We start from the raw sequence: 23877 nt of genomic DNA on the forward strand, positions 1-23877 counted from the left end.
CCACGGTCGGGGACAATGGCGACATGGAGCAGGCCCAGTTCGCCGAATTCCTTCGCCATCGGCGCCAGGCACTCACACCGGACGACGTCGGGTTGCCCGCCGGCCTGCGGCGGCGGACCGCCGGATTGCGTCGTGAGGAGGTTGCGGCTCTCGCGATGATCTCGACGGACTACTACAGCAGGATGGAACAGCAACGCGGCTCGCAACCGTCGGCAGAAGTGGTGGCCGCCCTGGCCCGAGCGCTGAGGCTGTCCCTGGACGAACGTGATCACCTGTTCCGGCTCGCGGGGCACAATGCACCTGCCCGCACGCCGGTCAGCGGTCACGTCAGTCCCGCGATGATGCGCATTCTGGACCGAGTGCAGGACACTCCGGCGCAGGTGATGTCTGCTCTCGGGGAGACGTTGGTGCAGACGCCGACAGCGCGGGCCCTGCTCGGCGATGAGACCCGACACCAGGGGATGGCGCGAAGCGTGCTGTATCGATGGTTCACCTACGAGGACAGCCGGCACATCTACCCGGTCGAGGACCACGAGAAGATCGGGCGGTCGTACGTCGCAGCCGCACGGACGGGGTTCGTGCGCGACGGGCCGGGTTCACGGACAGCCGACATCGTCGAGCATCTGCTGGAGCGGAGCCCGGAATTCGTCGAGTGCTGGGAGCGCCACGACGTGGATCTCCCCCACGAAATGTCCAAGCGTGTCGCGCACCCGACGCTGGGCGTACTGGATCTCTACTGCCAGATCCTGTACGACACAACACAACTGCACACGTTGCTGGTGTTCACTGCCGAACCCGGGACGCCGAGCCACGCCAAACTCTGCGCACTGGGCTCCGATCCGGAGGCGTACATGCGCGAGGCACGTGTGGATGCGGTCAGCCCGGGCTGACGCGCCCGCAGGGAGGGACGGGCACTCCTGGGATAGACGCGTCCTGAACGCGCGGCGAAAACAGTGACAACGTCGGGACTGCACCCACAGCCACGCGACGAGGAGACCGAGATGGCGACGCCAGAGCATGCGGCGGTTCCCACCATGACAGGGCGATCGATCATGATCACCGGCGGGAGCGACGGCATCGGCCTCGCTCTGGCCGATCGACTGGCAGCTGCCGGCGCAGAGCTGATCCTGCCGGTGCGCAATGCCGACAAGGGCCGGCGGGCCGTCGAACGGATCCGCACCAACACCCCCCGGGCGCAAATCACACTGAAGTCGCTGGACCTGTCGTCACTACAGTCCGTCGCCGATCTGGCCGGGGAGTGCATCAGCGAGGGTCGGCCCATCCATGTGTTGATCAACAACGCCGGTGTCATGAGCCCACCGAGCCGACAGACCACCGCTGACGGGTTCGAACTGCAGTGGGGCAGCAATCATCTCGGGCACTTCGCGCTCACTGCGCGGCTCCTGCCGCTGTTGGCCGCAGGACGGGCCCGGGTGACCACGCAGACCAGCGTTTCCGCGCGATTCAACGAAATAAACTGGGACGACCCCGACTTCGAGTCGACCTACTCGGAATCGAAGGCCTACAGCCAGTCCAAGATCGCCAACCTGATGTTCGCCCTCGAGTTGGACCGTCGAAGCCAGCGCTATGGCTGGGGCATCACCAGCAATGCGTCGCACCCGGGTGTCACACCGACCAACCTTCTCGCCGCGCAGCCGGCGCTCGGGCGCGCACGTGATACGCCAGGCCTTCGCGCAGTTCGGGTGGCCGCCCGACTGGGATTGGTGAACCGGTCCGCCGAGGAGGGGATGCTCCCGGCACTGTATGCCGCTACGCATCCCGACGCTCGCGGCGGGAAGCTGTACGGCCCCAGAGGTTTCCAGCATCTCTCCGGCCCGGCTGCCGAGCAGGAGGTCTACAAGCCTGCGCGCGATGCCACCGAGGCAGCCAGGCTCTGGGAGCTGTCGGAAAGGCTCGTCGGACTGGAGTTCGACAACACGCCCGCGTCGCCGCACCCGAAACTCTGAGCCCCTGAGCTTGTCAGTCTGCGATGGCAGCGGCGATCACCCGCTCCGCCGCAGCGTCGACCCGCGCCCGGTCACCGGTGACCAGGCCGTCCTGGCACAGTCCGCGCAGCCCGGACACCACCAGCGTCGCTCGCACCCGGGCGTCTGATGTGTCGACGCCGAGACCGGCCAAGGCGGCGGCGATCGGGTCGAGCATCACGGTGACGGCGTCGTCCGCGTAGGGCTGGTAGGTGCCCGGATCGGTGATGGCCAGACTGAGGACCTGCAGCAGGAGCGAGACGCTGCGGCGCTGCCGCCCGCGGGTGATCGCTCGCCAGAGCGTGCGCGCAGCCGCGACGAAGTCGTCGGCGGTGGCCACGCCGTCGAAGATCGCGCCTGTGTCGGGACGGCTGGCCGCCATCGCCTGCGCCAGCAGCTCCCCGCGGTCGCCGAAGTAGTAGAGCAGCATGCGCTTGCTGGTGCCCAGCGCCTCGGCCATAGGCGCCAGCGACATGTCGGCAACGCCGCGCTCTTCGAGGTACCCCACGACCGCCCGGAGCAGTTCGGCCCGGCGCTCGGGGTCGGCTGTGCGGGGCATCACTTGAACGTACCGATCGGTACGTCTATCGTCAATCATGTGCCGATCGGTACATGAATGACCAAAGAGGAGCTGACCATGGCGGACGAGGACACACTGCGGGTTGCGATCGTCGGCGCGGGCATCGGCGGGCTGACCGCGGCGCTGGCGTTGCGCACACACGGAATCGACGCCCGGGTCTACGAGCAGGGATCACAGCTGCGCGCGCTGGGGGCCGGGGTGTCTATCGCTCCCAACGGGGCCCGGGTCTTCGCCGGTCTCGGCATCGGCGAGCGGCTGCGCGCGGTCGCCGGACAGTATTCGCACTATGTCTTTCGCACTGCCGGCGGTCAACCGGTCGCCGGCGAACCGTCCCGACTCTCTTTCGGCGATCCGGCCCGCACGATGTTCCTGCACCGCGGTGAATTCCAGGCGGTCCTCTCCGACGCACTGCCCGACACCGCGATCATGCTGAGCCACAAGGTGATCGAGGCGTGCGACGGCGACGACGCGGTGACCATCCGGTTCGCCGACGGCAGTGCCGTCGACGCCGATCTGCTGATCGCCGCCGACGGCATCCATTCGCGTCTGCAGGGCTTGATCAGCGAACCCACCCGCCCCGTCAGCGAAGGCATCATGGCCTACCGCGGGCTGATTCCCGCCGAGCGTCTCGCGGGCATCGCACCCGTCGCTGCGATGGACGCCTGCGCGATGTGGATGGGACCGGGTCGCAGCTTCCTCGTCTATCCGGTGTCCGCGGGGCGCCTCCTCAACGTCGTCGCGTTCGTGCCGACCGACCTCGACGTCACCGAATCGTGGACCGCACCCGGCGATGTTGGCGAACTCGCCGCCGCATACTCCGGTTGGGATCAACCGGTGCTCGACATCATCGAGCGCATGGACGAGACGTTCCGCTGGGGCATCTATGACCGCGAGCCGGCGTCGAACTGGTCCGGGCGGCACATCACGCTGCTCGGGGACTCGGCGCACGCCGTCGTGCCGCACCTGGGCCAGGGCGCCAACCAGGCGGTCGAGGACGCCATCACGCTGGCGAGCGTCCTGCGAGGGTGTCCGCGCGTGGACCTGCCGGCGCGGCTACGGCTCTACCAGGACCTCCGGTCGGCGCGGACACGCCAAGTCCGTGACGGCGCGCGCGAAGCGGGGCGCATCTATCGGTCGACCGATCTCGATCCGCACGAGCAAGCCCGCCGTATCGAGGCCATCTTCGACCGGATCGCTGTGAACAGCTACGACGCGCAGAGCGTCGCCCGTGAAGCCCTCGCGGCAGCCTGAGCGACGGCGCCGCAGGCAAATTTCTCCTGCGTGCCCGGCACATTCACGATTGGGGGTGCTGCCTCCCCCGGGCCGGCGTAGCATCGCCGACGACGAATGGGGGGCCATATGTCGCGATATCTCTGCGTGCATGCAGAAGCCAATCGCCGTGTACTGCCCGTTCGCTGTTTGCTGTATGACCAAATCGTCACGAGTTGACGCGTGCGACAACGATTACTCGCGAGCAATTCGGGCAAACCCGTAGCCGGAGCAGTCGCTGCTGCTTTCTCACAGTCGGAAGGACGACATCCATGAACAAAGTCATCGCCACACTTCCGATGGTGGCGGCCGCAGCGCTGCTGTCCGCGACGCCGGCCGTGGCAGATGTCGCCTACATGACCGGCCTGTTCGGCGCCAAGGTGGACTACGCCAGCATCGCGGCGCCGGCAGGCCAGGGCTGCGATCCGGGCGCGGGATGCGACGTGATCCCCTATGCCAACTTCAACCCCAACGCCGCCAGCCTCGCGCGCGGCGCGAAGGCCATCGAGGACTACGTCGCCGCACACCCCGGCCAGAACACGATCTGGACCTACTCCGACTCCACCGACGCCGCCATCGAGTACCTGAACACTCACCCGGAGGACACGACCACGCAGTTCTATCTTCTCGGTGCGCCCAGTACACCCGGCAACATCAACATCTTCAATCGCCATCCGACGCTGGCGGATGGCGTCGGCTCAAACGCGACGTTCGTCCTGCGGCAGTACGACATCGTCGCCGACGTTCCGGCGGGAACCGCGAATTTCGCCCGGTACAACCTCAGTCAGAGAGTCCACCGCGAGGGGTACAACGGCCTCGATCTCTCCAACCCGGCGGTGACCTACACCGATCCGCGAACCGGGTCCACCACTCGGTATTTCCTCACTTATCCCCTGCCGTTGATCTACCCGGGTACCAAGACACCGGAGCAGATCGCCGCCCAGGACAAGTCGCTGCGGCCGGCCATCGAGAGCCAGTACTACCTGCCCGGCAAGCGGCAGCGCCCGGTGGTCCTGCCCTCCCCGACGTACCCGGCCACACCGACGGTGACACAGGCGACGGTGACGGCACCGGCTGAGACCACGACCACGACGTCGACACGGGACAAGACCGAGTCGCAGGGCGTCGTGCGGAAGCTGTTCTCGCGACTCTCGGAACGACAGCAGTCGACCACCGCCGACACCGCTGCTGCCGACACCGCTGCTGCCGATAAGGACAAGAGCACGCCGGCACGGGCGACGAAGAAGGATCGTCCGCGCCTGCAGGATCGGATCGCGCAGCGGCGGGCCGAGCGCGCGGCGTCGGCGTCGTGACCGGACGCGAACCCCGCAGCTCGTAGCAGGGCGACGGCCCGAAACGACACCGGGTGCATCGACGACCTGTCGGTACGCTGTGAACCATGGAAGGCGTTCTTCTACTCCTCATCGTGCTGGTCGTCGCGGCGATCGGCATCGCCGTGTACGCATCGTCGAAGGCATCCGGTCAGCGCAGCGCAGCCTCACTGGCCGATGCGAAGGCCGACGCCCGTCGTCTCATCGAGCGCCTCGGCGGTCAGGTGTACGCGCTGACCGGAACCGACGACGCTTCCAAGCAGGCGCTGGCCGACGCATCCGAGCGCTACACCGCCGCGTCCTCGCAGATCGACCAGGCCACCACCGTGAAGCAGGCGGCGCTGGCGAAGGAGAGCGCGGTCGAAGGGCTGTATTACGTGCGCGCGGCGCGAACAGCGATGGGCATGGACCCGGGCCCGGATCTGGAGACGCTGTCCGGACAGCGCACGGCCGGTGCCGTCACCGAGGATCGCAGCGTCGACTTCGACGGGCGCCAGATCGAGGCGTCGCCGACACCGTCGCAACGCACCCCCAACTACTACCCCGGAGGGCGGGTCGCAGGACGTCCGGTGCCCGCAGGCTGGTACTCGGAGCCGTGGTGGAAGCCGGCCCTGGTGGCGGGCGCCTGGGGCGTGGGTTCAGCGCTGCTGTTCACGTCACTGTTCTCCGGCATGGCCGGAGTCGGTTACGACGCCAACGCATTCGAGAACGGTTACGGCGACGGGTTCGCCGACGGTATGGAACAGGGCCAGCTCGACGGCGGGGGCTTCGACGGCGCCGACACCGGCGGTGGCTGGGACGGCGGCGGAAACGACTGGGGTGGCGGCGATTTCGGCGGTGGGGACTTCGGCGGGGGCGACTTCGGCGGCGGGTTCGACTTCTAGAACCGGCTTTCCAGCCGAGCCGATACGCCGGCCTCCTGCAGATCGAGGCGTTCGAGCATCGCCCGCACCGCCTCGTCGTCGATGCGCCCCTCGTCACGCTCGGCGATCAACGCGTGCCGCTGCGCAGACAACACGTCCCGGTAGAGCTGGGCGAAGATCTCGGCGCGCGGGGTGTGGGCGTCCGGGTCCGGCATCTCGTCGGCGTCCTGAGAATGCCTGGCGACGACCCCGCGGATCTCGGCGAGCACCCGGGGATCCAGTCCGGCCGGCGGGTTGGCCCGGAACTCGGCGAGCACTGACGCGGCCGCGGAATGCACCACCTGTTCTGCCTTCTCCGTCTCTGCCGCGGTGTACATCTTGTCGTCGGCGGCGGACAGCTCGAGGCGGCGGATCAGCAGCGGTAACGTCGCACCCTGCAGGAGAAGCGTTCCGACGCTGACGACGAAGGCGATGGCCTGGATCGTCGCCCGTTCGGGGAACGGGTCGCCCGCTGCCGTGGTCACCGGAATCGCCGCCGCAGCCGCGAGAGTGACCACTCCACGCATGCCGGTCCACGACACCACGACGTTCTCCTGCCATGTCAGCGCCCGGTTGTCGATGCGTGAACGCCACCGCGGCGGGACCGCCGCACGCCGTCTGGTGCCCAGTGCGCCACGCCCACCCTGAGCGGGAACCGGCACGCTGAGCCGCTTTTCGACCTGACGGGACAGCACTCCCCTGCTGAACATCGCGAACACCGACAGCGGGCGGATGACGAGCACGATCAGCAGCACGATCGCCGACGCGACGGCGACCTCGACGAGCGACTCGTGGGCCTGGCGCAGATCCTCGAGCACGAAGCGCAGATGCAGGCCGATGTAGGCGAACACGAACGCCTCGAGCAGCACGTCCACCGAGTTCCAGACGTATCGCTCCTGCAGGCGGGTCTGGTAGCCGGCGTCCACCGTTCCGCTGCCGACGACGAACCCGGCGACCACCACGGCCAACACGCCTGAGGCGTGCATCTCCTCCGCGACGATGAACGCGGCGAACGGCACCATGAGTCCCTGCACCGTCTCCAGCGCGGGGTTGGCCAGACGTCGCCTGATCCACAGCGTGATGTAGCCGAGTGCGGCCCCGACAAGTGGACCTAGCACCGCGCTGTAGCCGAACAGCAGCAGCGGGTTGTCGATGAACGTGCGGCTGCCGGCCACCTGCGCGACCGCCACGGAGAACAGCGCCAGGGCGGCCGCATCGTTGATCAGGCTCTCCCCGGTGAGGATCGACATGACCCGCTTGGGCAGTCCGAGTTTGCGACCGACCGCCACGGCGGTCACGGCGTCCGGTGGGGCCACGATGGCACCGAGCACCAGAGCGGTGCCGAACGTCAACGGCACCACGACCAACCACGACGACACGAGGGCGACGGTGAACGCGGTGACGACGACGAGACCGACACCGAGCCCGAGGATCGGCTTGATGTTGCGCAGGAACGTCGGGAACGAGAAGTCCAGCGCGGCCGAGTACAGCAGCGGCGGCAACACCACCGACAGCAGGATGTGCGAATCGAGTTCAGGCGCTGTGAAACCGGGCAGGAAGGACACGGCGATGCCGACGACGACGATGATCAGGGCGGGTTCGAGCCCTCGGCGGTGCGCCACCGCGGTGACGACGATGGCTCCGACGACGACCAGGATCAATTCCACCCGGTGATTCTGCCGGGTCGGGCGGTCGGGCGCCCACCGGAATCAGCTCTGGCAGGTGGGGCACCAGAACAGGTTGCGCCCTTCGAGCACTTCGGTGCGGATCGGTGTGCCGCAGATGCGGCACGGGTCACCGGCGCGGCGGTACACGTACGTGCGCGGGCGTCTCGGCCCGTACGAGGGCAGGCCGTGGTCGTCCTCGGGTCTGATGGTGATGATGCGGCCCTTGCGTACACCGACGTTCATCAACTCGACGAGGTCTGTCCAGGCGTCGTCGAACTCGTTCGCCTCGACCGTGGTTCCGGGGCGGTGCGGGTCGATGCGGTGGCGGTAGAGAAGTTCGTTGCGGTACACATTACCGACACCGGCGAGCACCGATTGGTCCATCAGCAGCGCCCCGATCACTCTGCGGGACTTGTGGATTCGCGTCCACGCCATACCGGGGTCGGCGTCTTTGCGCAACGGGTCAGGACCCAGCCGGGCGAGGATCTCGGAGACCTCGGCTTCGGTGATCACCTCACAGGCCGTGGGTCCGCGCAGGTCGGTGCCGCGCTGAGTGCCCACGATGCGCATCCGCACCTGGCCCACCGGGTCGGGCACGCCGTCCTCGACGTCGAACACGCTGAACTTGCCGTACAGGCCGAGGTGCACGTGCACGATGCGGTCGCCGCCGTAGTGATGGAACAGGTGCTTGCCGTAGGCGCTGGCCCTGGTGAAGACCTTGCCGTTGACCGCATCGGCACCGTCGATGAACCGTCCCTGCGGGCTGCTCACCGCAACGCGCTGGCCCTTGAACATCCGCTGGTGCTGCCGCGCGAGGCGGTGAATAGTGTGACCTTCGGGCATCCCCTAAGTCTGCGGTACCGCTCCCGCGGCCACGGCAGCCGGCCAGCTGCCGTAATGACTGACGTCGACACCTTCGACCGATCCGTCACATCCGAAAGCCGTCCGCCAGGTTCCGTCGGCGAACTCGACCTTGCCGAGTTGCATCGGCGCCGGCAGTTCGGTCAGGAATCGGCCCAGTGCCGCGGGCGACAGAAGCCAGCGGTGTCCTGTCAGCGCCGCGCCGGTGACACCGTCGGGCATCCGCGTCACCCCGGGTTTGGGCGGCGTGGTCGGCAGCGCGGTCATGCGGTACCTGGGCGCAGTGGTGATCTCGCCGGCGAACCGGGCACCCCGGTCGGTGAGCTGATACACCAGCGGTCCGTCGCGCAGATGGGCACCGAACACCACGAGCTCGGTGTGCTCGGCAACGGCGAGCGGCCACGCTCGAAGCGGCGCCGGATCGGTGGTGAGTCGTGCCGCGATGTCGAGCGCCACGGCGTCGTCGAACGCACGGGCCAGGACGGTGACGCCCGCGCGCCCCGCCGGGACCGCGACCCCGCACATGTCCTCGGTGACGCTGACGCGCACGGACGTCGGTACCAGGAGCGCGTCGACTGTTGCGTCGAGCAATCGGCGGAGAGCAGTTGAGCTTTCACCGTCCACAGCGCGGTGGATCTGTTCGACTGTCGCACCGCTGCGGACGACGTGGTCGACGGCTGCGGTGAACGCCGCGTGCCATGGCTTGTCGAGAGAAGACAGGTCGTCCGGGATTCCCACGACAGGGGTGGGCGGCGCGGCCAACCGGGTGTCCGCCGGCCATGGCCGTGACGGTGCGCCGGTGGCGAGAATCGCCATCGCGGCGTCGGCGAGCGTCAGCGTGGGCGCGAGAATGGTGATGCGAGTGCGGGATTCGTCGGCGCTGAACAGCCCGGCGGTCGGCGTGATCCCGACGATGCCCGGCAGTGCGGCGGCGTCCGTGGCGATGGCGATGTCGGCTTCCCCGGCGGCCACGCGGGCAGCGCATCGGTCGAGGTTGGTCGTGCCCACCACGACGGCACCAGCATCGCGCAGCGCCGAGACGGCGTCGGCGACGCCGAGGGTGTCGCCGACAACAAGCCGCGTGCCGGTCAACGGGCCTGTGCCGCCGCGGCTTTCAGCGATGTCCGCGACATCGGCGTCGTCGCGCCGGCTGATGTTCAGGCTCCCGGAACGGGCGGCGCGTCGTGTGTCTTCTCGTACTCGGCGAGGATGTCGATCCGCCGCTGGTGGCGCGGCGCCTCGGACCAGGCTGCGGCCAGGAAGGCGTCGATGATCGCGAGCGCGTCCTCGGTGGTGTGCATACGCCCGCCGATCCCCATGACTTGGGCATTGTTGTGCTCGCGGGCCAGCTGGGCCGTCTCGACGCTCCATGCGAGCGCACAGCGGACGCCCGGCACCTTGTTGGCGGCGATCTGTTCGCCGTTGCCGGAGCCGCCGATCACGATACCGAGGCTTCCGGGGTCGGCGACGGTCTTCTCGGCCGCGGCGATGCAGAAGGCCGGGTAGTCGTCCTCGGCGTCGTAGCTGAAGGCGCCGCAGTCGACGGGCTCGTGGCCGGTCGCGCTCAGATGCTCGACGACGGCCTGCTTGAGCTCGTATCCGGCATGGTCGGCTCCGAGATAGACACGCATGGCCGATACCCTACTTCCTCACGACTTCAGCCCGCCCAAACGTCGGGTTGGGCGCAAAAAGCCCCCGATTTCGCGCCCAAATGTCGGGTTGGGCGTAGTGGAGCTCAGCCGATGGTGATGGCGTCGAGGCGTGCCTTGATGAAGTCCGACGTCGTCACCGGCGTCAGCCCCGTCTCCCGGCCGACGGGCGGCGCCAGCGGCGTGACGACGGCGTCGTGGTTGGCCTCGTAGAAGTAGATGAGCGACACCAGATCCTCTTCGGGAGCATGCGGCTGCGGCGGCAACACCCGGTGCCGGCCCGACGGCCACCGCCGACCGCTCCAGTACTCGAGCAGATCACCGATGTTCACGGTCAGGGCCGCAGGATCGTACGGCGCGTCCTCCCAGCCGGCCTCCTCGCTGAACACCTGAAGACCACCGGCGCCCGGCTCGCGATCGAGAATCGTCACGGTGCCGAAGTCGGTGTGCGGGCCGATGCGAAACTGCCCCGGCTCGGGATCACCGACGACGCTGACCGGCGGGTAGTGGTTGATGTTCATCGTCCACGTCGGCATGCTGGCCAGCTCGACGAAAGGGTTGAGCGGCAACCGAAGTGCGTGCGCGAACAGCGCCAGCAGATCGTCGGCGACACCGCGCATCTGCGCGGTGTACTCGTCGACCAACCGTTGCAACGCAGGCACCTCGGACGGCCACACGTTGGGCGCGAACCAGATTCGATCGACCTCGGCGTCGCCGGTGGAGGTCTCGGCGCCCAGGCTGAAACTCTCCTTCAGATCGGGCGGGGTCTCGGTGCCCTCGGCGTAGCCGTTGGCTTCGGCCCCCGGACCGATCCACCCGTGCCCGCCGACCGGCACCGCGTAGCGACTCTTGACCGGCGCGGGCAACGCGAAGAACTCCCGGGCCGCAGCCCGCACGTCGGCGGCCAACCTCGCGTCGACCCCGTGTCCGGTCACCAGGATGAAGCCCGCGCGCTGCAGACCCTCGTCCACCTCGGCGGCCACCGAGTCGGCGTCGGCTCCGCCCAGCCGCCACCGCGAAAGGTCGACGCTGGCAATCACACTCATTCTCCGATGTCCTCCGCCCACAGTTCCGGATGCGCCGCGATGAAATCCGTCATCATCGCCACGCACCGCTCGTCCTCGAGCACGGTGACAGCCACGCCGTGCTCGGCCAGCCAGTCGTGCCCGCCGGTGAAGGTCGTACTCTCCCCGATCACCACGGCGCCGATGTTGAACTGCCGCACCAGCCCGCTGCAGTACCAGCACGGGGACAGCGTCGTCACCATGGTCGTCGAGGAGTATCCGCGCTGGCGGCCCGCATTGCGGAACGCGTCGGTCTCGGCGTGGATCGACGGGTCGTCACGTTGCACGCGCTGGTTGTGGCCGCTGCCGAGCAGTGTCCCGTCGGCGGCGAACAACGCTGCCCCGATCGGTATCCCGCCTTCTGCCAGTCCTTTTCGGGCCTCCTCGACCGCAACGTCGAGCATCGTCTGCGGTGAGGTCACGGCGTGGGAGCTGTGATCGCTTTTCGACACAGCACCAAGTATGCGGCCCCGGCGAGCACGAAACCGACGAAGAAGGTGATGTCGCCGAGCTGAGGTATCGCCGCCGCCACCACACCGACCAACTTCTCCTGATTGGCGAACAGCACCACCGAGACGACCAGGCCGATCAGGAAGGCCGCAAGACCTCCCCAGTTCGCATAGGAGCGGTCGTAGAGCAGATGCGCGACCGGTCGCCCGCGGCGCAGGTACTGATCGGCGAACACCACGCCCAGCCAGGGCCCCACCCAGTAGGCGATGATCAGCAGGAACGCCTCGTAACTGTGCGCGGCGTCGGGCAACGCCCACCAGGCGACGAGGAATCCCGCGACGCCGAAGAACACCGTCACCAACGCACGGGCGACATGGGCGGGCAGGGCGATGCCGGTCGAGACGAACGCCATCGCGCCGGAGTACACGTTGATCGCGTTGGCCGCGATCGCGCCGACGGCGATGGCCAACAGGGTCGCCTTGGCCAACGGCGATGCCAGCTCGGCGGTGAACGAGCCGGTCGGGTCGGCCAGGGACGCCTCACCCGTCGTCACCGACGCGGCCCCCACCACCTCCAGCACCGCACACGCGGTGAAAAGCCCAGCAGCGGCGAAGAACCCGGTCCGCGGTCCGGACACGGTCGCCGGCAGGTACCGGGTGAAGTCTGCGGCATACGGCGTCCACCCGGCCGCATAGCCGAACGACGTGCCGACGGTGAGCAGGAAGCCACCCAGCCCGCCGACCCCGTCGGCGGCCGGTGCGCCGTTGCCGATGTCAGCGTGGACGAAGATCGCCACCGACGCTGCGAGGAAGACGATGGCGAGTACGGGGAATGAGTACCGCTCGAAGGCCTGTACCAGGTTGTGCCCGAAGAACGCGAGTGCCGTCTGGGCCGCGACGATGATCACCAACCCCATCAGCGGTCCGATACCGAACAGTGTGGACAGCGCGAACGCACCGCTGACACTGTTGGTGGCGAACCAGCCGACGCCGGCGGTGACCGACATCAGCACCGACGGCACCGCGTTGCCCTTGAAGCCGAACGCCAACCGGCCCAACACCATCTGGGGAACGCCGTGCAGTGGCCCGCGCGCCGAGAGGAAGTAGTGGGCCACAGCGCCCAGCCCGGTACCGATGACGATGCCGGCGACCGCCTGCCAGAACGTCATTCCGAACGCGAGCACCGCGAGCATGCCGACGAAGATCGTCGCGAACTCCAGGTTCGGCGACGTCCACGTCCAGAACAGCTGGCTCGGCTTGCCGTGCCGGTCCGCGTCGGCGATGTGCTCGGTGCCGCCCGGTTCGACGGCGACCACGCGGTCCCGGTAGGAGCCGTCGGTGGTGGGTTCGGTGACTGTCACCGATCTACCCTGAGGGCGCACCTGTCACCGCGCAACCGGACGCAACGCGCCCGAAACAATTGCTACTCAGTCGAACGACGGCGACTCGGTGCGGGAACGCTTGAGTTCCCAGAAGTGCGGGTAGGACGCGAACGTCACCGAGGCGTCCCACAGCTTTCCGGCCTCTTCGCCGCGCGGGATCTTCGAGAGCACCGGCCCGAAGAACGCCACCCCGTTGACGTGAATGGTCGGTGTGCCGACATCGTCGCCGACGGCGTCCATGCCCTCGTGATGACTCTTGCGCAGCGCCTCGTCGTGGGCGTCGGAGTCGGCGGCCTTGGAAAGCTCTGCGGGCAGTCCCACCTCGGCCAGAGACTCGCTGATCACCTGCGCGAAGTCCTTGTTGTCCTCGTTGTGGATCCGCGTGCCCATCGCCGTGTACAGCGGCCCCAGCACGTCGGCGCCGTGGGCCTCCTCGGCGGCGATCGCGACGCGCACCGGACCCCACGCCTTCTTCATCATCTCCTGGTACTCCTCGGGCAGATCCCTGCCCTCGTTGAGCACCGCGAGGCTCATGACGTGGAAGTTGACGTCGACATCGCGGACCTTCTCCACTTCGAGAATCCAGCGGGAGGTGATCCAGCACCACGGACACAGCGGGTCGAACCAGAAATCGGCGCGGGACTTCTCGGCCATGGGGTCTCCTCCTCGAGTCGGTGACAGACGTCCATTGCGTCAACCACCGACGCCCGTCCTGTCTTCCCGGCTTGAGACTAGTGTTGACGAGCGTGGCCCTTCCTAATCTGACGCGCGACCAAGCTGCCGAACGCGCCGCCCTGATCACCGTCGACAGTTATCGCGTCGCCCTCGATCTGACCGACGGCGAGGGCTCGCCGAGCGAGCAGACCTTCCGCTCGGTGACGACCATCGAATTCGACGCCACCGCCGGCGCCGACACCTACCTCGACCTCGCGGCGGACTCGATCCGCAGCGCAACGCTCAACGGCACCGACATCGACGTGTCCAGCTACGACGAGTCGACGGGCATTGCGCTCACCGGGCTCGCCGAACACAACGTCGTCGTCGTCGACGCTGACTGCCGCTACTCCAACACCGGCGAGGGACTGCACCGCTTCGTCGACCCTGTCGATGACGAGGTCTACCTGTACTCGCAGTTCGAGACCGCCGACGCCAAGCGGATGTTCGCCTGCTTCGACCAGCCAGACCTCAAAGCCGCCTTCGACATCACCGTCACCGCGCCGGGGCACTGGGAGGTGATCTCCAACGGGGCGACCGTCGACGTGACCTGGGACGGCAAGGCCAAGAACCACACGTTCAAGGCCACCCCGCGGATGAGCACCTACCTGGTGGCGCTGATCGCCGGGCCGTACGCCCGCTGGGACGACGTCTACAGCGACGACCACGGCGACATCCCGCTGGGCATCTTCTGCCGTAAATCGCTGGAAGAGTACATGGACGCCGAACGTCTGTTCACCGAGACCAAGCAGGGATTCGGCTTCTACCACAACAACTTCGGCGTCCCGTACGCGTTCGGCAAGTACGACCAACTGTTCGTCCCAGAGTTCAACGCCGGTGCGATGGAGAACGCCGGCGCGGTGACGTTCCTCGAGGACTACGTGTTCCGGTCCAAGGTGACCCGCTACTCCTATGAGCGTCGCGCCGAGACCGTGCTGCACGAGATGGCCCACATGTGGTTCGGCGACCTGGTCACCATGCAGTGGTGGGATGACCTGTGGCTCAACGAGTCCTTCGCGACCTTCGCCTCGGTGCTGTGCCAGGCCGAGGCCACCGAGTACACCCAGGCCTGGACCACGTTCGCCAACGTGGAGAAGTCGTGGGCGTACCGGCAGGACCAGCTGCCGTCGACGCATCCGGTGGCAGCCGACATCCCCGACCTTCACGCCGTCGAGGTGAACTTCGACGGCATCACCTACGCCAAGGGCGCCAGCGTGCTCAAGCAGCTGGTGGCCTATGTCGGACTCGAGGCGTTCCTCGCAGGACTGCGCGACTACTTCCGCGACCACGCCTTCGGCAATGCGACGTTCGGCGATCTGCTGGGCGCACTGGAGAAGTCGTCCGGCCGCGACCTGTCCGGCTGGGGACGGCAGTGGCTCAAGACGACCGGATTGAACACGCTGCGGCCCGATTTCGACATCGACGCCGACGGCACCTTCACCCGATTCGCGATCGAGCAGGGCGGCGCAAAGCCGGGCGCCGGTGAGACGCGGGTGCATCGCCTCGCGGTGGGCATCTACGACGACGACGCGTCGGGCAAGTTGGTGCGGGTGCACCGCGAGGAGCTCGACGTCGACGGACCGACGACAGAGGTGCCCGGCCTGCGCGGTGTGAAGCGGGGCAAGCTGATCCTGGTCAACGATGATGACTTCACCTACTGCTCACTGCGGCTGGACCCCGATTCCCTGCATACGGTGCTGGGCCGGATCGCCGACATCGCGGAGCCGCTCCCCCGCACCCTGGCGTGGTCCGCGGCGTGGGAGATGACCCGCGACGCGGAGCTGCGGGCCCGTGATTTCGTGGCGCTGGTGATGAGCGGCTTGCACGCCGAATCCGAAGTCGGTGTCGCACAACGACTTCTGTTGCAGGCGCAGACTGCGCTGGGGTCGTACGCCGACCAGCAGTGGGCCGCGGAGAACGGGTGGCCCGCGTTCGGCGATACCCTGCTGGACCTGGCCCGCGAGTCGGCACCCGGCTCGGATCACCAGTTGGCGTTCGTCAACGCGCTGTGCACGTCGGTGCTCTCGCCCAATCACGTCGCGGTTCTGGAGACGCTGCTGGACAATGAGCCGGCCGCGGTGAACCTCGAAGGACTCGTGGTGGACACGGATCTGCGGTGGCGGGTGGTGACGGCACTGGCGCGCGCCGGTGTGCTCGACGCCGACGGCACGCAGACCCCGCTGATCGACGCCGAGGCCGCGAACGATCCGACCGCGGCGGGCCGGCGTCAGGCCGCGGCCGCGGCGGCGGCGCGCCCGCAGGCGGCGGTCAAGGAAGCGGCGTGGCAGCAGGTGGTCGAGGACGACACGCTGGCCAACATCACCGCGCGGGCCATCATCGGTGGTTTCGCCCAACCCGGGCAGGGTGAGGTGCTGGCGCCGTTCCGGGACCGCTACTTCGAGGCGATCTCGGGGGTGTGGGAGCGGCGGTCCAGCGAGGTGGCTCAGACCGTGGTCGTGGGCCTGTATCCGTCGTGGGACATCAGCGCCGAGGCGCTGGAGGCGGCCGACCGGTTCCTGGCGGATCCCGAGGTGCCGCCGGCGCTGCGCCGACTCGTGCTGGAGGGCCGGGCCGGGGTGGAACGGTCGCTGCGCGCCCGGGAGTTCGACACCCAGTAGCGACACGCCGCTCGGGGACGGGAGTTCGCGCACGCTCGCGCGCATACGCTCACGCGGTGGTGGTCAACAGTCGCAGGGCGAGGGCGGCACGCAGGCGCAAACGTCGCGTTGCGGCCGTCGTCAACGACCTCACCGACGCGCAGTGGACGGCGATCAAAGCGGCATGGAGCGGCTGCGCCTACTGCGGAGCGACGACCGGAACACTGCAGCGCGACTGCGTGATGGCGATCTCGCGCGGCGGGCGCTACACCGTGGACAACGTGGTGCCCGCGTGCGGGCCGTGCAACGCCAGCAAATGCAACGACGAAGTCACCGGCTGGCTGCGGCGCAAGCGGCTCGACGAGCGGCTCTTCCTGGAGCGCTACGTCCGCATCCGGGCGGCGCTGGTGGCAGCGAACGCCGAGAGTGCACTCCCGGTAGTCGGCGGCACCCGCCAGCTACCGTGAGCGCACTCTCGTGAGACTCGTGAGGGTCAGCGCGGGGACACGCCCGCGGACAGCACGCGGATGCCGCTGATCAAACCGTCGATCAGGTTGCCTTCGCGGAACGACGCTGCAGCCGCGGAGACACCCAGCGGTGCAGCCTCTTCGATGCCGCGGCCCTTGACCTTCGAGCCGTAGACGACCTCGATGGCCCGCTGGTTCGGCGACACGGCGAGCAGAACCGCGTTGTCCGGGGTCGGCACCCGGCCCAGGATCGCCCGCGCCGACGCCGCGGTGTCCTCGCCGAGATCGCCGATGTAGACGGCGAAGCGCGCCTTGGCCGCGCGCGACCCGAACTTCAACGTGTTGTCGAGAACCACCAGGTCCCGCGTGGGGAACGGGTAGTGCACCGACAGCTCGCCGGGCTCGGTGACCCCGGAGATCCGTCCGCTCGCGGTGACGACCGAGCCGTACGGCAGTTCGGCCAGGTCGAGAGCGCCTGCCCGGGTGATTTCACCAGTTGCCACTTGCGCCGCCTCCGATCGTCACGTGCGAACCGTGGCCCCCGTGGCCGTGATCCGCGGGTTCGTCCGCAGCCCACAGGATGGGCTCATGGGTCCACGTCTCGGCGAGGTTGTACGTCGCGGGATGCGGCCCCTTCTTGCGGTAGATCAACAACGCCAGAAGGCCGGCCAAGGCCAGCGGAATCAGCAGGAAGCTCGCATGCACAAGAGCTGTGTTGGTCACGGGCAAACCGTAACGCACGTCCCGGTCAGGCCGCGCCCTCACCCAGGTATCTGACCCACGCCGGGTCGAGTTCTTTGACGCTGGACAGTAACCGCCAGTGCTGACCCTTGGGCGGCATCGGTGCGGACCGCAACGTCCAGCCCAGTTCGCTCAGCAGCCGGTCCGCCTTGCGGTGATTGCACGGCGAGCACGCCGCGACGCAGTTCTCCCAGGAATGCCCGCCTCCGCGGCTACGCGGAATGACGTGGTCGACCGTGTCGGCCTTGGCTCCGCAGTACACGCACCGGAACCGGTCTCGGTGCATCAGCGCGGCCCGGGTCATCGGCACCCGCGCCCGGTAGGGCACCCGCACGTAGGTGCGCAGACGGATGACCGACGGGACGACGATCGTGCGGCTCGCCGAATGGATGACCGGCCCGAGCGGGTCGTCGTGCACCACGTCGGCCTTGCCGCACATCAGCATGACCACGGCACGGCGCATGGGCAGCGCCGTCAACGGCTCGAACGTCGAATTGAGCAGAAGCACCCGGCGGCGTCCCCAGATCGAGGGCTCCGGCACCACGGAGGCGAGAGCGTCGCCACTCGCGGTGAGGCTGTGCAGAGCGCGCGCAGGGGCACTCACTGTCGACCCGGTCGAACTCGTCGCGGTCCGGTGGTGCCGGTGGCCGCGACTATTTCTGCGCTGCACCATACGTCCTCCGCTCGACAGTTCACCACGGATCACTCCGGACCGCACGACAATTCTGGTCGTGTTCGCTGGTCAGTCAGGTGAACTTCTCGTGACCGCTCGCCGATTGCAGGTAGCGCGTTACTCATGCCGGACGGTCTCCGTGCCTTCAGACTGTGCCCATGACTAACGGGGGACCCCGCACCTACCTGCGCTACGAACCCGCCATGGCCGCGTTCCCGCCGGGCGAAGACGCACTGATCTCCGGCCTGGTCGCCGATCTCCACCGCAACAACCAGTTCCAGTACATGAAGAGCCGCTGGTTCGCGAAGTACCGGCGCCACGGCCGACCTCACGCCGTCCGCGATGCGCACGCCAAGAGTTGTGCGGTGCTGTCCGGACAACTGACCGTGCACACCGACCTCGACGCCACCCTGCGACACGGCATGTTCAGCGAGCCGGGCGCCACGTTCGACGTGATCGCCCGGATCTCGCAGACCTCGGGTGCCATCCGCTCCGATCAGGTGCGCGGTGTGCGTGGCCTCGGGCTGAAGATCCTCGGGGTGACGGGCCCCAGCGGGGAGCGCGCCGATGCCCGATTTCCCGACACGAACCAGGACTTCGTCTTCGTCACCGAGCCGGCGTTCCTTTTCCGCAACGCCGCCGACTACGCGAAGGCCGGCATGCGGACCGCGAGGGCCCTGACTGTGCTGCCCGATGCCGGGATGCTGGCGATCAACCGTTCGCTGCGCGCAGTACGACGCGTCGTGCAGCGGACCGGACGGGACCTGCCCGCCAAGTTGCGGGTGTTCGCCGAACCCAACCACCACCCGCTGCGGCAGGCGTTCTACACCGCCGCACCGGTGCGGTTCGGTGACTTCGTGGCAAAGCTACGGGTGGCGCCGACGCCGTCGACTGTTGCCGGCGCTGTTCCGGCGACGATCGACGACGGCCACTACGACGCCGCGTCCCGTGCGGTCGCCTCGTACTTCGCGAGCAAACCGGCCGAGTACGAGGTGGCGGTCCAGCTGTGCACCGATGAGGCCCGAATGCCCCTCGAAGATGCCACGGTGGAGTGGCCCGAGGCCGTGTCTCCGTACCGCCCTGTGGCGACGATCCGCTTCCCCGAGCAAAGGGGATACGACGAGGCTCTGCGCGATTTCGCCGACGACGCCCTGGCTTTCAATTCGTGGCGCGGCATCGCCGAGCACCGCCCGCTGGGGTCGATCAACCGCTTGAAGTTGCGCGTCTATGAGGCCTCGAGCGAATACCGGCACGCGAAGAACGGTGTCCCCCAACTGGAGCCGAGCGACCTGTCGGCGTTCCCCGGTGCCGGTCCCGGTCGGCTAACCGGGGGCCATTAGCGAGAACTGGCGGTCGCTGCGCACTACACTCCCGGAATATGCCGCATGGTTGGCAGCTGCTCGACCGTCCTGCGGAGTTCGACGCGGTGCGGTCCGCCCTGACGGGCGCCGAGTCCTACGGTGCTGTGCTCGTCGGCGATGCCGGCGTCGGCAAGACCACGCTCGCCCGGATGGTGACGGAATCGGTGCGGTCAGAGGTGCATTGGGTCGCCTCGACGAAATCGTCGCGCAGCATTCCGCTCGGCGTCTTCGCCCACCTGGTCGGCGGCAGCCCGTCCCGCGACGCGACGGCCCTTCTCGCCTGCGCCCGCGAATCGCTTGTTGCACAAGGCAACAGCATCGTAGGCGTGGACGACGCCCATCTGCTCGACGAGCTCTCGGCCACGCTGCTGCATCAGCTCGCGGTCGACCAGTCGGGTCGGATTCTGGCCACGGTCCGCAGCGGAGAACCGGTGCCCGACGCAGTGACCTCGCTGTGGAAAGACGGCTATCTGCGCCGCATCGAGCTGCAGCCCTTCACCAAGTCACAGAGCGTCAAGCTGGTCGAATCCGTGATCGGCGGACGCCTCGAAGGGTTGTCGGCCGATCTGATGTGGCAGTCCTCGGGCGGCAATCCACTGTTCCTGCGCCACCTGGTCGAGGGGTCCATCGACGCGGGGACGCTGCGCAGAGTGGGCGACGTGTGGCAGCTGCGCGGCCCGACGGCCGTGCCGTCGGGTCTGGTGGCGCTGCTGGAGACGCGGCTGGACAGCGCCGGTGCCGAGGTCATGACCGCGCTGAAGCTGCTGGCGCTGTGCGAACCGCTGGACGCCGACGCGCTCACCGAGCTCGTCGGTGACGCCGCGGTCGACGAGGCAGAGATGCGGGGGCTGGTCCGGTTCACCCAGGACGGCCCCACCCTCAATGCCCGCTTCAGCCACCCGCTCGTTGGTGACGTCGTGCGCACCAAGATCGGTCGGGCCGCCGAGCGCCGGCTCAAGGGTCAGGTGGTGCAGATCCTGCGCCGCCGCGAACTCTCCACCGCCGCGAGCCGGATTCGGATGGCGAACCTGTCGATCGACAGCGATCAGAGCGTCGACGTCGACCTGCTCACCGCGGCCGCCAAGGACGCGATCTTCCTGTCCAACCTGCCGCTGGGAGAACGGTTGGCGCGCAGCGCGTTCGAGCGAACCGGCAGCCTGGCCTCCGGGGCGCTGCTCTCCCGTGCGCTGCTGTGGCAGGGCATGCCCGCAGACGCCGAGGCGATTCTCGCGCAGTTCGCCCCCAACGATCTGGACGAGGTGCAGCTGGTGCAGTGGGGTGTGCCACGGCTGTCGACGCTGTTCTGGTCGATGGGCGAGGTGGCCAAGGCGCACGAGGTGCTCGACCTGGTGCGTGAGCGGGTGCGGATTCCGATCCTGAACCAGATCCTGCGCGCCACGGCGGCCGCGATGGCGGTACACGAGAACAGGATCTCCGAAGGCATCGACGAGGCACTGGCTGTGCTGGCCGACCCGCACGCGCCCGAGCAGGCCGTCGAGTTCGCCGCCTTCGCCGCGGGTTTGGCGATGCCTGTGGCGGGCCGCGGTGACGAGTTCGAGCCGATCGCCGCGCGCTGCCGAGCCGAGCAGAAGGCCACCGACGGCATGATCCGCGTGATGGTCCGCTACTGCGACGTGCTGGCGCTGACCCACATGGGTGATTTCGAGACCGCCGAGGAACGCGCTCTGCGCTATGCGGACTTCTCCTCTGTCGGCCAGTTCCTCGCCTGGGCGATCGCCAAGATCATGGCCGGCGTCGTCGCGACCGCCCGAGGTGATTTCCCGGAGGTGGTCGCATCCATCGAGCAGGCGTTGGCCGCGTTGTCCGCCGAGAGCCCACTACCGTGGCAGCTGCCCGGGCGGCTGCTACTGGCCCGTGCCTACGCCGCCCTCGGTCGCATCGGCGAGGCGGAGCGCGTCCTCACCGACGCCGCCGAGCACTCCGGCCCGTCGATGGCACTGCACGAACCGCAGCGGCTGATCTCGCGGTCTTGGTACGCCGCCGCCAAGGGCATGGAGCGCAATGCCGTCGAGCTGGCCAGGGCCGCCGCGGACAACGCTCGGCGATCCGGCCAGTTGGCGCTGGAAGCCGAGGCGCTGCACCACGCCACCCGATTCGGGGACCGCGCCACGGCCGATCGGCTCGGTGAACTCACCGGCATCGTGCACGGCACTGTCGTGCCGTTGTTCGCCCGCCATGCCGCAGCCGTCGCCGCCGGGGATGCCACGGGGCTGGACGCCGTCAGCGCCGAGTTCGAGCGGGCGGGCCTGATGCTGTCGGCCGCCGACGCCGCCGCGCAGGCCGCGCCGCTGCACGACGCGGCCGGGGACCGTCGGCGCACCACCGAATCAGGCGCGACCGCGCTGCGTCTGGCCGAGGCGTGCGGGGGCGCATCCACGCCCGCCATCAAGACCGCGGCCCGTCCCCTGCCGTTGACGCCGCGCGAGCGCGAGATCGCCGAGCTGGTGTCGGCTGGGCTCTCCAACCGCGAGGTGGCCGAGGCACTGACGCTGTCGGTGCGCACCGTGGAGGGACACGTCTACCGCGCGTGCTTCAAGCTCGACGTCGCCGACCGCGACGAACTGGCCCGGCTGATCCGGAAGAAGTCCTGACCGTCGGCCGCCGTCGGCCATGGCCCACAATGGGCGGTGATGGATCAACAATCGTTCTACGACGCGGTCGGCGGTCATGACACGTTCCACCGGATCGTGTCACGGTTCTACGAGCAGGTACGCGACGACGAGATCCTGCGCCCGCTGTACCCCGAGGACGAGCTCGAGGCCGCCGAGGAACGGCTGCTGCTGTTCCTCGAGCAGTACTGGGGTGGTCCGCGCACCTATTCCGAGCGGCGCGGCCATCCGCGGTTGAGGATGCGGCATGCCCCGTTCCGGATCGGCTATCTCGAGCGTGATGCATGGCTGCGCTGCATGCACACCGCTGTCGCAGAGATCGACTCGCAGACCCTCGATGACGAGCATCGCGGCGAACTGATCGCGTACCTGGAGATGGCCGCACAATCGATGGTGAACTCCCCCTTCTGAGCCCGCGGGTTCTTAGCGCGAGCAGACGCGAACTCGTGCAATTCGGGCCCAGAACACGCGAGTTCGCGTCTGTTCGCCGGAGAAACGTCAGTGCAGGACCACGGCGGGGTCGCCGCGACGCCGGTACACCGTGCCGAAACGGGCATCGATGCGCAGCCACGTCGCCGTCGTCCGGACCCGCACCACGTCGTCGTCACCTGGGTGGTCGGGGACGAAACCCATCGCGGTCAACGCGAACACACACCGCATCGGAATGCCGACCCGCTGATCGTCGGCAGCCACCTCGACGACATCCTGGTCGAGTAGCGACGTCGGCGGCCCATGCGCGCCGGCGTGCTCACGGGCCAGCGCCGAGCCGCGCTGAACAAGCGCGAACACTTCGCGCGCGGGCACGTCGTCCAGATGGACGAAACCCGTGTCCGGCGGAAGGCCACCCCGCCACGCCGAATCCATCGCGAACCCCGGATCGACATGGCCATCGGGTGTCATCGCCGCGAGCCCGGCCAGCAGCGCATCGGCCGCGGCAGACAGGTCTCCAGGCCGTAGCCGGCCCCCGACGGTGCGGCTGGCCAGCACGTCGAATCCGGTGGCCACCCAGGCCGACACCAGCCCACCGGGACGTTCCCGCAGCCGCACCACCGCGGCCTCGTCGACACTGCGGGCACGTTCGGTGAACGCCGCGAGGTCGTCGCGGTGTGCAGGGTCGAGCCAGAGGCCGCGTTCGCTCATCGGGCCCAGTGCTGCAGATACTCCCGCTGCGCGGCCGAGAGTCGTTGCAGTCGTTGCTCTTCGATGTGGACCGCGGCCAGTTGGGTCTCGGCGATGACCGCGGGTTTCGAATCGGGTGCGGCACCGACGGAGCGGACCTCGTAGCCGACCGTGAAGTCGACCGACCGCACCCGGGTGGTCCACATGGTGACCTGAAGCGGAGAGTCGATGAGCCGCAGCTGCGCCTTGTACGCGATCTTCACGTCAGCGATGAGCAGGCCGATCGTGGTGATGTCCGCCTCGAACGGCTCCCGCAGGAACGGGATTCGCGCCTCCTCGAGGATCGTGACCATCGTCGCGTGGTTGATGTGCTGGTACATGTCGATGTCCGACCATCGCACGTGCACCGGCGCCGTGAAGCCCTGCTGTGTCACCT

Annotated in this window: 24 protein-coding genes; 10 read left to right on the top strand and 14 right to left on the bottom strand. The window is 68.3% G+C overall.

Features of this window, described 5'->3' with window-relative positions:
• The first annotated feature begins 23 nt into the window (after positions 1-23).
• Together ACZYYX_RS25760 and ACZYYX_RS25765 are read left to right on the top strand one after the other, a co-directional pair.
• Positions 24-890 carry a helix-turn-helix transcriptional regulator gene (locus tag ACZYYX_RS25760; RefSeq protein WP_463817599.1) on the top strand — a complete coding sequence of 289 codons (867 nt, stop codon included), beginning with the start codon at positions 24-26 and terminating at the stop codon, positions 888-890.
• 111 nt (positions 891-1001) lie between these two features.
• Positions 1002-1967: an SDR family oxidoreductase gene (locus tag ACZYYX_RS25765; RefSeq protein WP_463817601.1), complete on the top strand. Its 966-nt coding sequence runs from the start codon at positions 1002-1004 to the stop codon at positions 1965-1967.
• A 13-nt stretch (positions 1968-1980) separates the two neighbouring features.
• Here ACZYYX_RS25765 and ACZYYX_RS25770 read toward each other — a convergent pair whose 3' ends face one another.
• Entirely contained in the window at positions 1981-2544 is a 564-nt protein-coding gene (locus ACZYYX_RS25770; protein WP_463817602.1) for a TetR/AcrR family transcriptional regulator, read from the bottom strand.
• 78 nt (positions 2545-2622) lie between these two features.
• Here ACZYYX_RS25770 and ACZYYX_RS25775 point away from each other — a divergent pair, with 78 nt between their 5' ends.
• From ACZYYX_RS25775 to ACZYYX_RS25785, 3 genes are all read left to right on the top strand, one after another.
• Complete coding sequence (locus tag ACZYYX_RS25775) at positions 2623-3816, top strand: FAD-dependent monooxygenase (RefSeq protein ID WP_463817603.1); 1194 nt, start codon at positions 2623-2625, stop codon at positions 3814-3816.
• 290 nt (positions 3817-4106) lie between these two features.
• Positions 4107-5147 (top strand): hypothetical protein, encoded by a 1041-nt coding sequence (locus tag ACZYYX_RS25780; RefSeq protein ID WP_463817604.1) that lies wholly within the window; start codon positions 4107-4109, stop codon positions 5145-5147.
• An 86-nt stretch (positions 5148-5233) separates the two neighbouring features.
• Positions 5234-6049 carry a DUF1542 domain-containing protein gene (locus ACZYYX_RS25785; protein ID WP_463817606.1) on the top strand — a complete coding sequence of 272 codons (816 nt, stop codon included), beginning with the start codon at positions 5234-5236 and terminating at the stop codon, positions 6047-6049.
• On the opposite strand, the gene ACZYYX_RS25790 is transcribed toward ACZYYX_RS25785, so the two are convergent.
• From ACZYYX_RS25790 to ACZYYX_RS25825, 8 genes are all read right to left on the bottom strand, one after another.
• A complete protein-coding gene (locus tag ACZYYX_RS25790) occupies positions 6046-7734 on the bottom strand; it encodes a cation:proton antiporter (protein ID WP_463817607.1) in 1689 nt (562 codons plus the stop codon). The genes ACZYYX_RS25785 and ACZYYX_RS25790 overlap by 4 nt on opposite strands.
• 42 nt (positions 7735-7776) lie before the next feature.
• On the bottom strand, positions 7777-8577 hold the full coding sequence (locus ACZYYX_RS25795; RefSeq protein WP_463817609.1) for an Fpg/Nei family DNA glycosylase: 801 nt from the start codon (positions 8575-8577) through the stop codon (positions 7777-7779).
• Between the two features lie 3 nt (positions 8578-8580).
• Positions 8581-9687, bottom strand: coding sequence for an allophanate hydrolase-related protein (locus ACZYYX_RS25800; RefSeq protein WP_463817610.1), 1107 nt, complete (start codon positions 9685-9687; stop codon positions 8581-8583).
• Positions 9688-9752: 65 nt separating this feature from the next.
• Positions 9753-10226 carry a ribose-5-phosphate isomerase gene (locus tag ACZYYX_RS25805; protein ID WP_463817612.1) on the bottom strand — a complete coding sequence of 158 codons (474 nt, stop codon included), beginning with the start codon at positions 10224-10226 and terminating at the stop codon, positions 9753-9755.
• A 104-nt stretch (positions 10227-10330) separates the two neighbouring features.
• Positions 10331-11290: an isopenicillin N synthase family dioxygenase gene (locus ACZYYX_RS25810; protein ID WP_463817613.1), complete on the bottom strand. Its 960-nt coding sequence runs from the start codon at positions 11288-11290 to the stop codon at positions 10331-10333.
• Complete coding sequence (locus ACZYYX_RS25815) at positions 11287-11712, bottom strand: nucleoside deaminase (protein ID WP_463817775.1); 426 nt, start codon at positions 11710-11712, stop codon at positions 11287-11289. Before ACZYYX_RS25815 ends, ACZYYX_RS25810 begins: the two co-directional genes overlap by 4 nt.
• A 14-nt stretch (positions 11713-11726) precedes the next feature.
• Complete coding sequence (locus ACZYYX_RS25820; protein WP_463817614.1) at positions 11727-13118, bottom strand: purine-cytosine permease family protein; 1392 nt, start codon at positions 13116-13118, stop codon at positions 11727-11729.
• A gap of 66 nt (positions 13119-13184) precedes the next feature.
• On the bottom strand, positions 13185-13793 hold the full coding sequence (locus tag ACZYYX_RS25825; protein WP_463817615.1) for a mycothiol-dependent nitroreductase Rv2466c family protein: 609 nt from the start codon (positions 13791-13793) through the stop codon (positions 13185-13187).
• A 92-nt stretch (positions 13794-13885) separates the two neighbouring features.
• Here ACZYYX_RS25825 and pepN point away from each other — a divergent pair, with 92 nt between their 5' ends.
• Together pepN and ACZYYX_RS25835 are read left to right on the top strand one after the other, a co-directional pair.
• Positions 13886-16471: an aminopeptidase N gene (gene pepN, locus ACZYYX_RS25830; RefSeq protein ID WP_463817616.1), complete on the top strand. Its 2586-nt coding sequence runs from the start codon at positions 13886-13888 to the stop codon at positions 16469-16471.
• Between the two features lie 56 nt (positions 16472-16527).
• Positions 16528-16917, top strand: a complete 390-nt coding sequence (locus ACZYYX_RS25835) for an HNH endonuclease (protein ID WP_463817617.1) — start codon at positions 16528-16530, stop codon at positions 16915-16917.
• 26 nt (positions 16918-16943) lie between these two features.
• On the opposite strand, the gene ACZYYX_RS25840 is transcribed toward ACZYYX_RS25835, so the two are convergent.
• From ACZYYX_RS25840 to ACZYYX_RS25850, 3 genes are read right to left on the bottom strand one after another with little or no spacing between them, the layout of a single operon-like run.
• Positions 16944-17420: a DUF5130 domain-containing protein gene (locus tag ACZYYX_RS25840; protein WP_463817619.1), complete on the bottom strand. Its 477-nt coding sequence runs from the start codon at positions 17418-17420 to the stop codon at positions 16944-16946.
• Complete coding sequence (gene ctaJ / locus ACZYYX_RS25845) at positions 17407-17640, bottom strand: aa3-type cytochrome oxidase subunit CtaJ (protein ID WP_463817621.1); 234 nt, start codon at positions 17638-17640, stop codon at positions 17407-17409. The genes ACZYYX_RS25840 and ctaJ overlap by 14 nt, the downstream gene beginning before the upstream one ends.
• Before the next feature lie 25 nt (positions 17641-17665).
• Entirely contained in the window at positions 17666-18331 is a 666-nt protein-coding gene (locus ACZYYX_RS25850) for an HNH endonuclease (protein WP_463817623.1), read from the bottom strand.
• Between the two features lie 158 nt (positions 18332-18489).
• Between ACZYYX_RS25850 and ACZYYX_RS25855 the strand changes: the two genes are divergently transcribed.
• Genes ACZYYX_RS25855 through ACZYYX_RS25865 form a run of 3 tightly spaced genes read left to right on the top strand, consistent with a single transcriptional unit; the run spans position 18490 to position 22733 of the window.
• Positions 18490-19671: a catalase family protein gene (locus ACZYYX_RS25855; protein ID WP_463817624.1), complete on the top strand. Its 1182-nt coding sequence runs from the start codon at positions 18490-18492 to the stop codon at positions 19669-19671.
• Positions 19672-19709: 38 nt separating this feature from the next.
• Positions 19710-22304 (top strand): helix-turn-helix transcriptional regulator, encoded by a 2595-nt coding sequence (locus ACZYYX_RS25860; protein ID WP_463817625.1) that lies wholly within the window; start codon positions 19710-19712, stop codon positions 22302-22304.
• A 39-nt stretch (positions 22305-22343) separates the two neighbouring features.
• Positions 22344-22733 carry a globin gene (locus ACZYYX_RS25865; RefSeq protein WP_463817626.1) on the top strand — a complete coding sequence of 130 codons (390 nt, stop codon included), beginning with the start codon at positions 22344-22346 and terminating at the stop codon, positions 22731-22733.
• An 87-nt stretch (positions 22734-22820) separates the two neighbouring features.
• On the opposite strand, the gene ACZYYX_RS25870 is transcribed toward ACZYYX_RS25865, so the two are convergent.
• Together ACZYYX_RS25870 and ACZYYX_RS25875 are read right to left on the bottom strand one after the other, a co-directional pair.
• Positions 22821-23462 carry a DUF8185 domain-containing protein gene (locus ACZYYX_RS25870; protein WP_463817628.1) on the bottom strand — a complete coding sequence of 214 codons (642 nt, stop codon included), beginning with the start codon at positions 23460-23462 and terminating at the stop codon, positions 22821-22823.
• Positions 23459-23875 carry an acyl-CoA thioesterase gene (locus ACZYYX_RS25875; protein ID WP_463817776.1) on the bottom strand — a complete coding sequence of 139 codons (417 nt, stop codon included), beginning with the start codon at positions 23873-23875 and terminating at the stop codon, positions 23459-23461. The genes ACZYYX_RS25870 and ACZYYX_RS25875 overlap by 4 nt, the downstream gene beginning before the upstream one ends.
• Positions 23876-23877 lie beyond the last annotated feature (2 nt).

The organism is Mycobacterium sp. IDUB_1 (genome assembly GCF_055419625.1).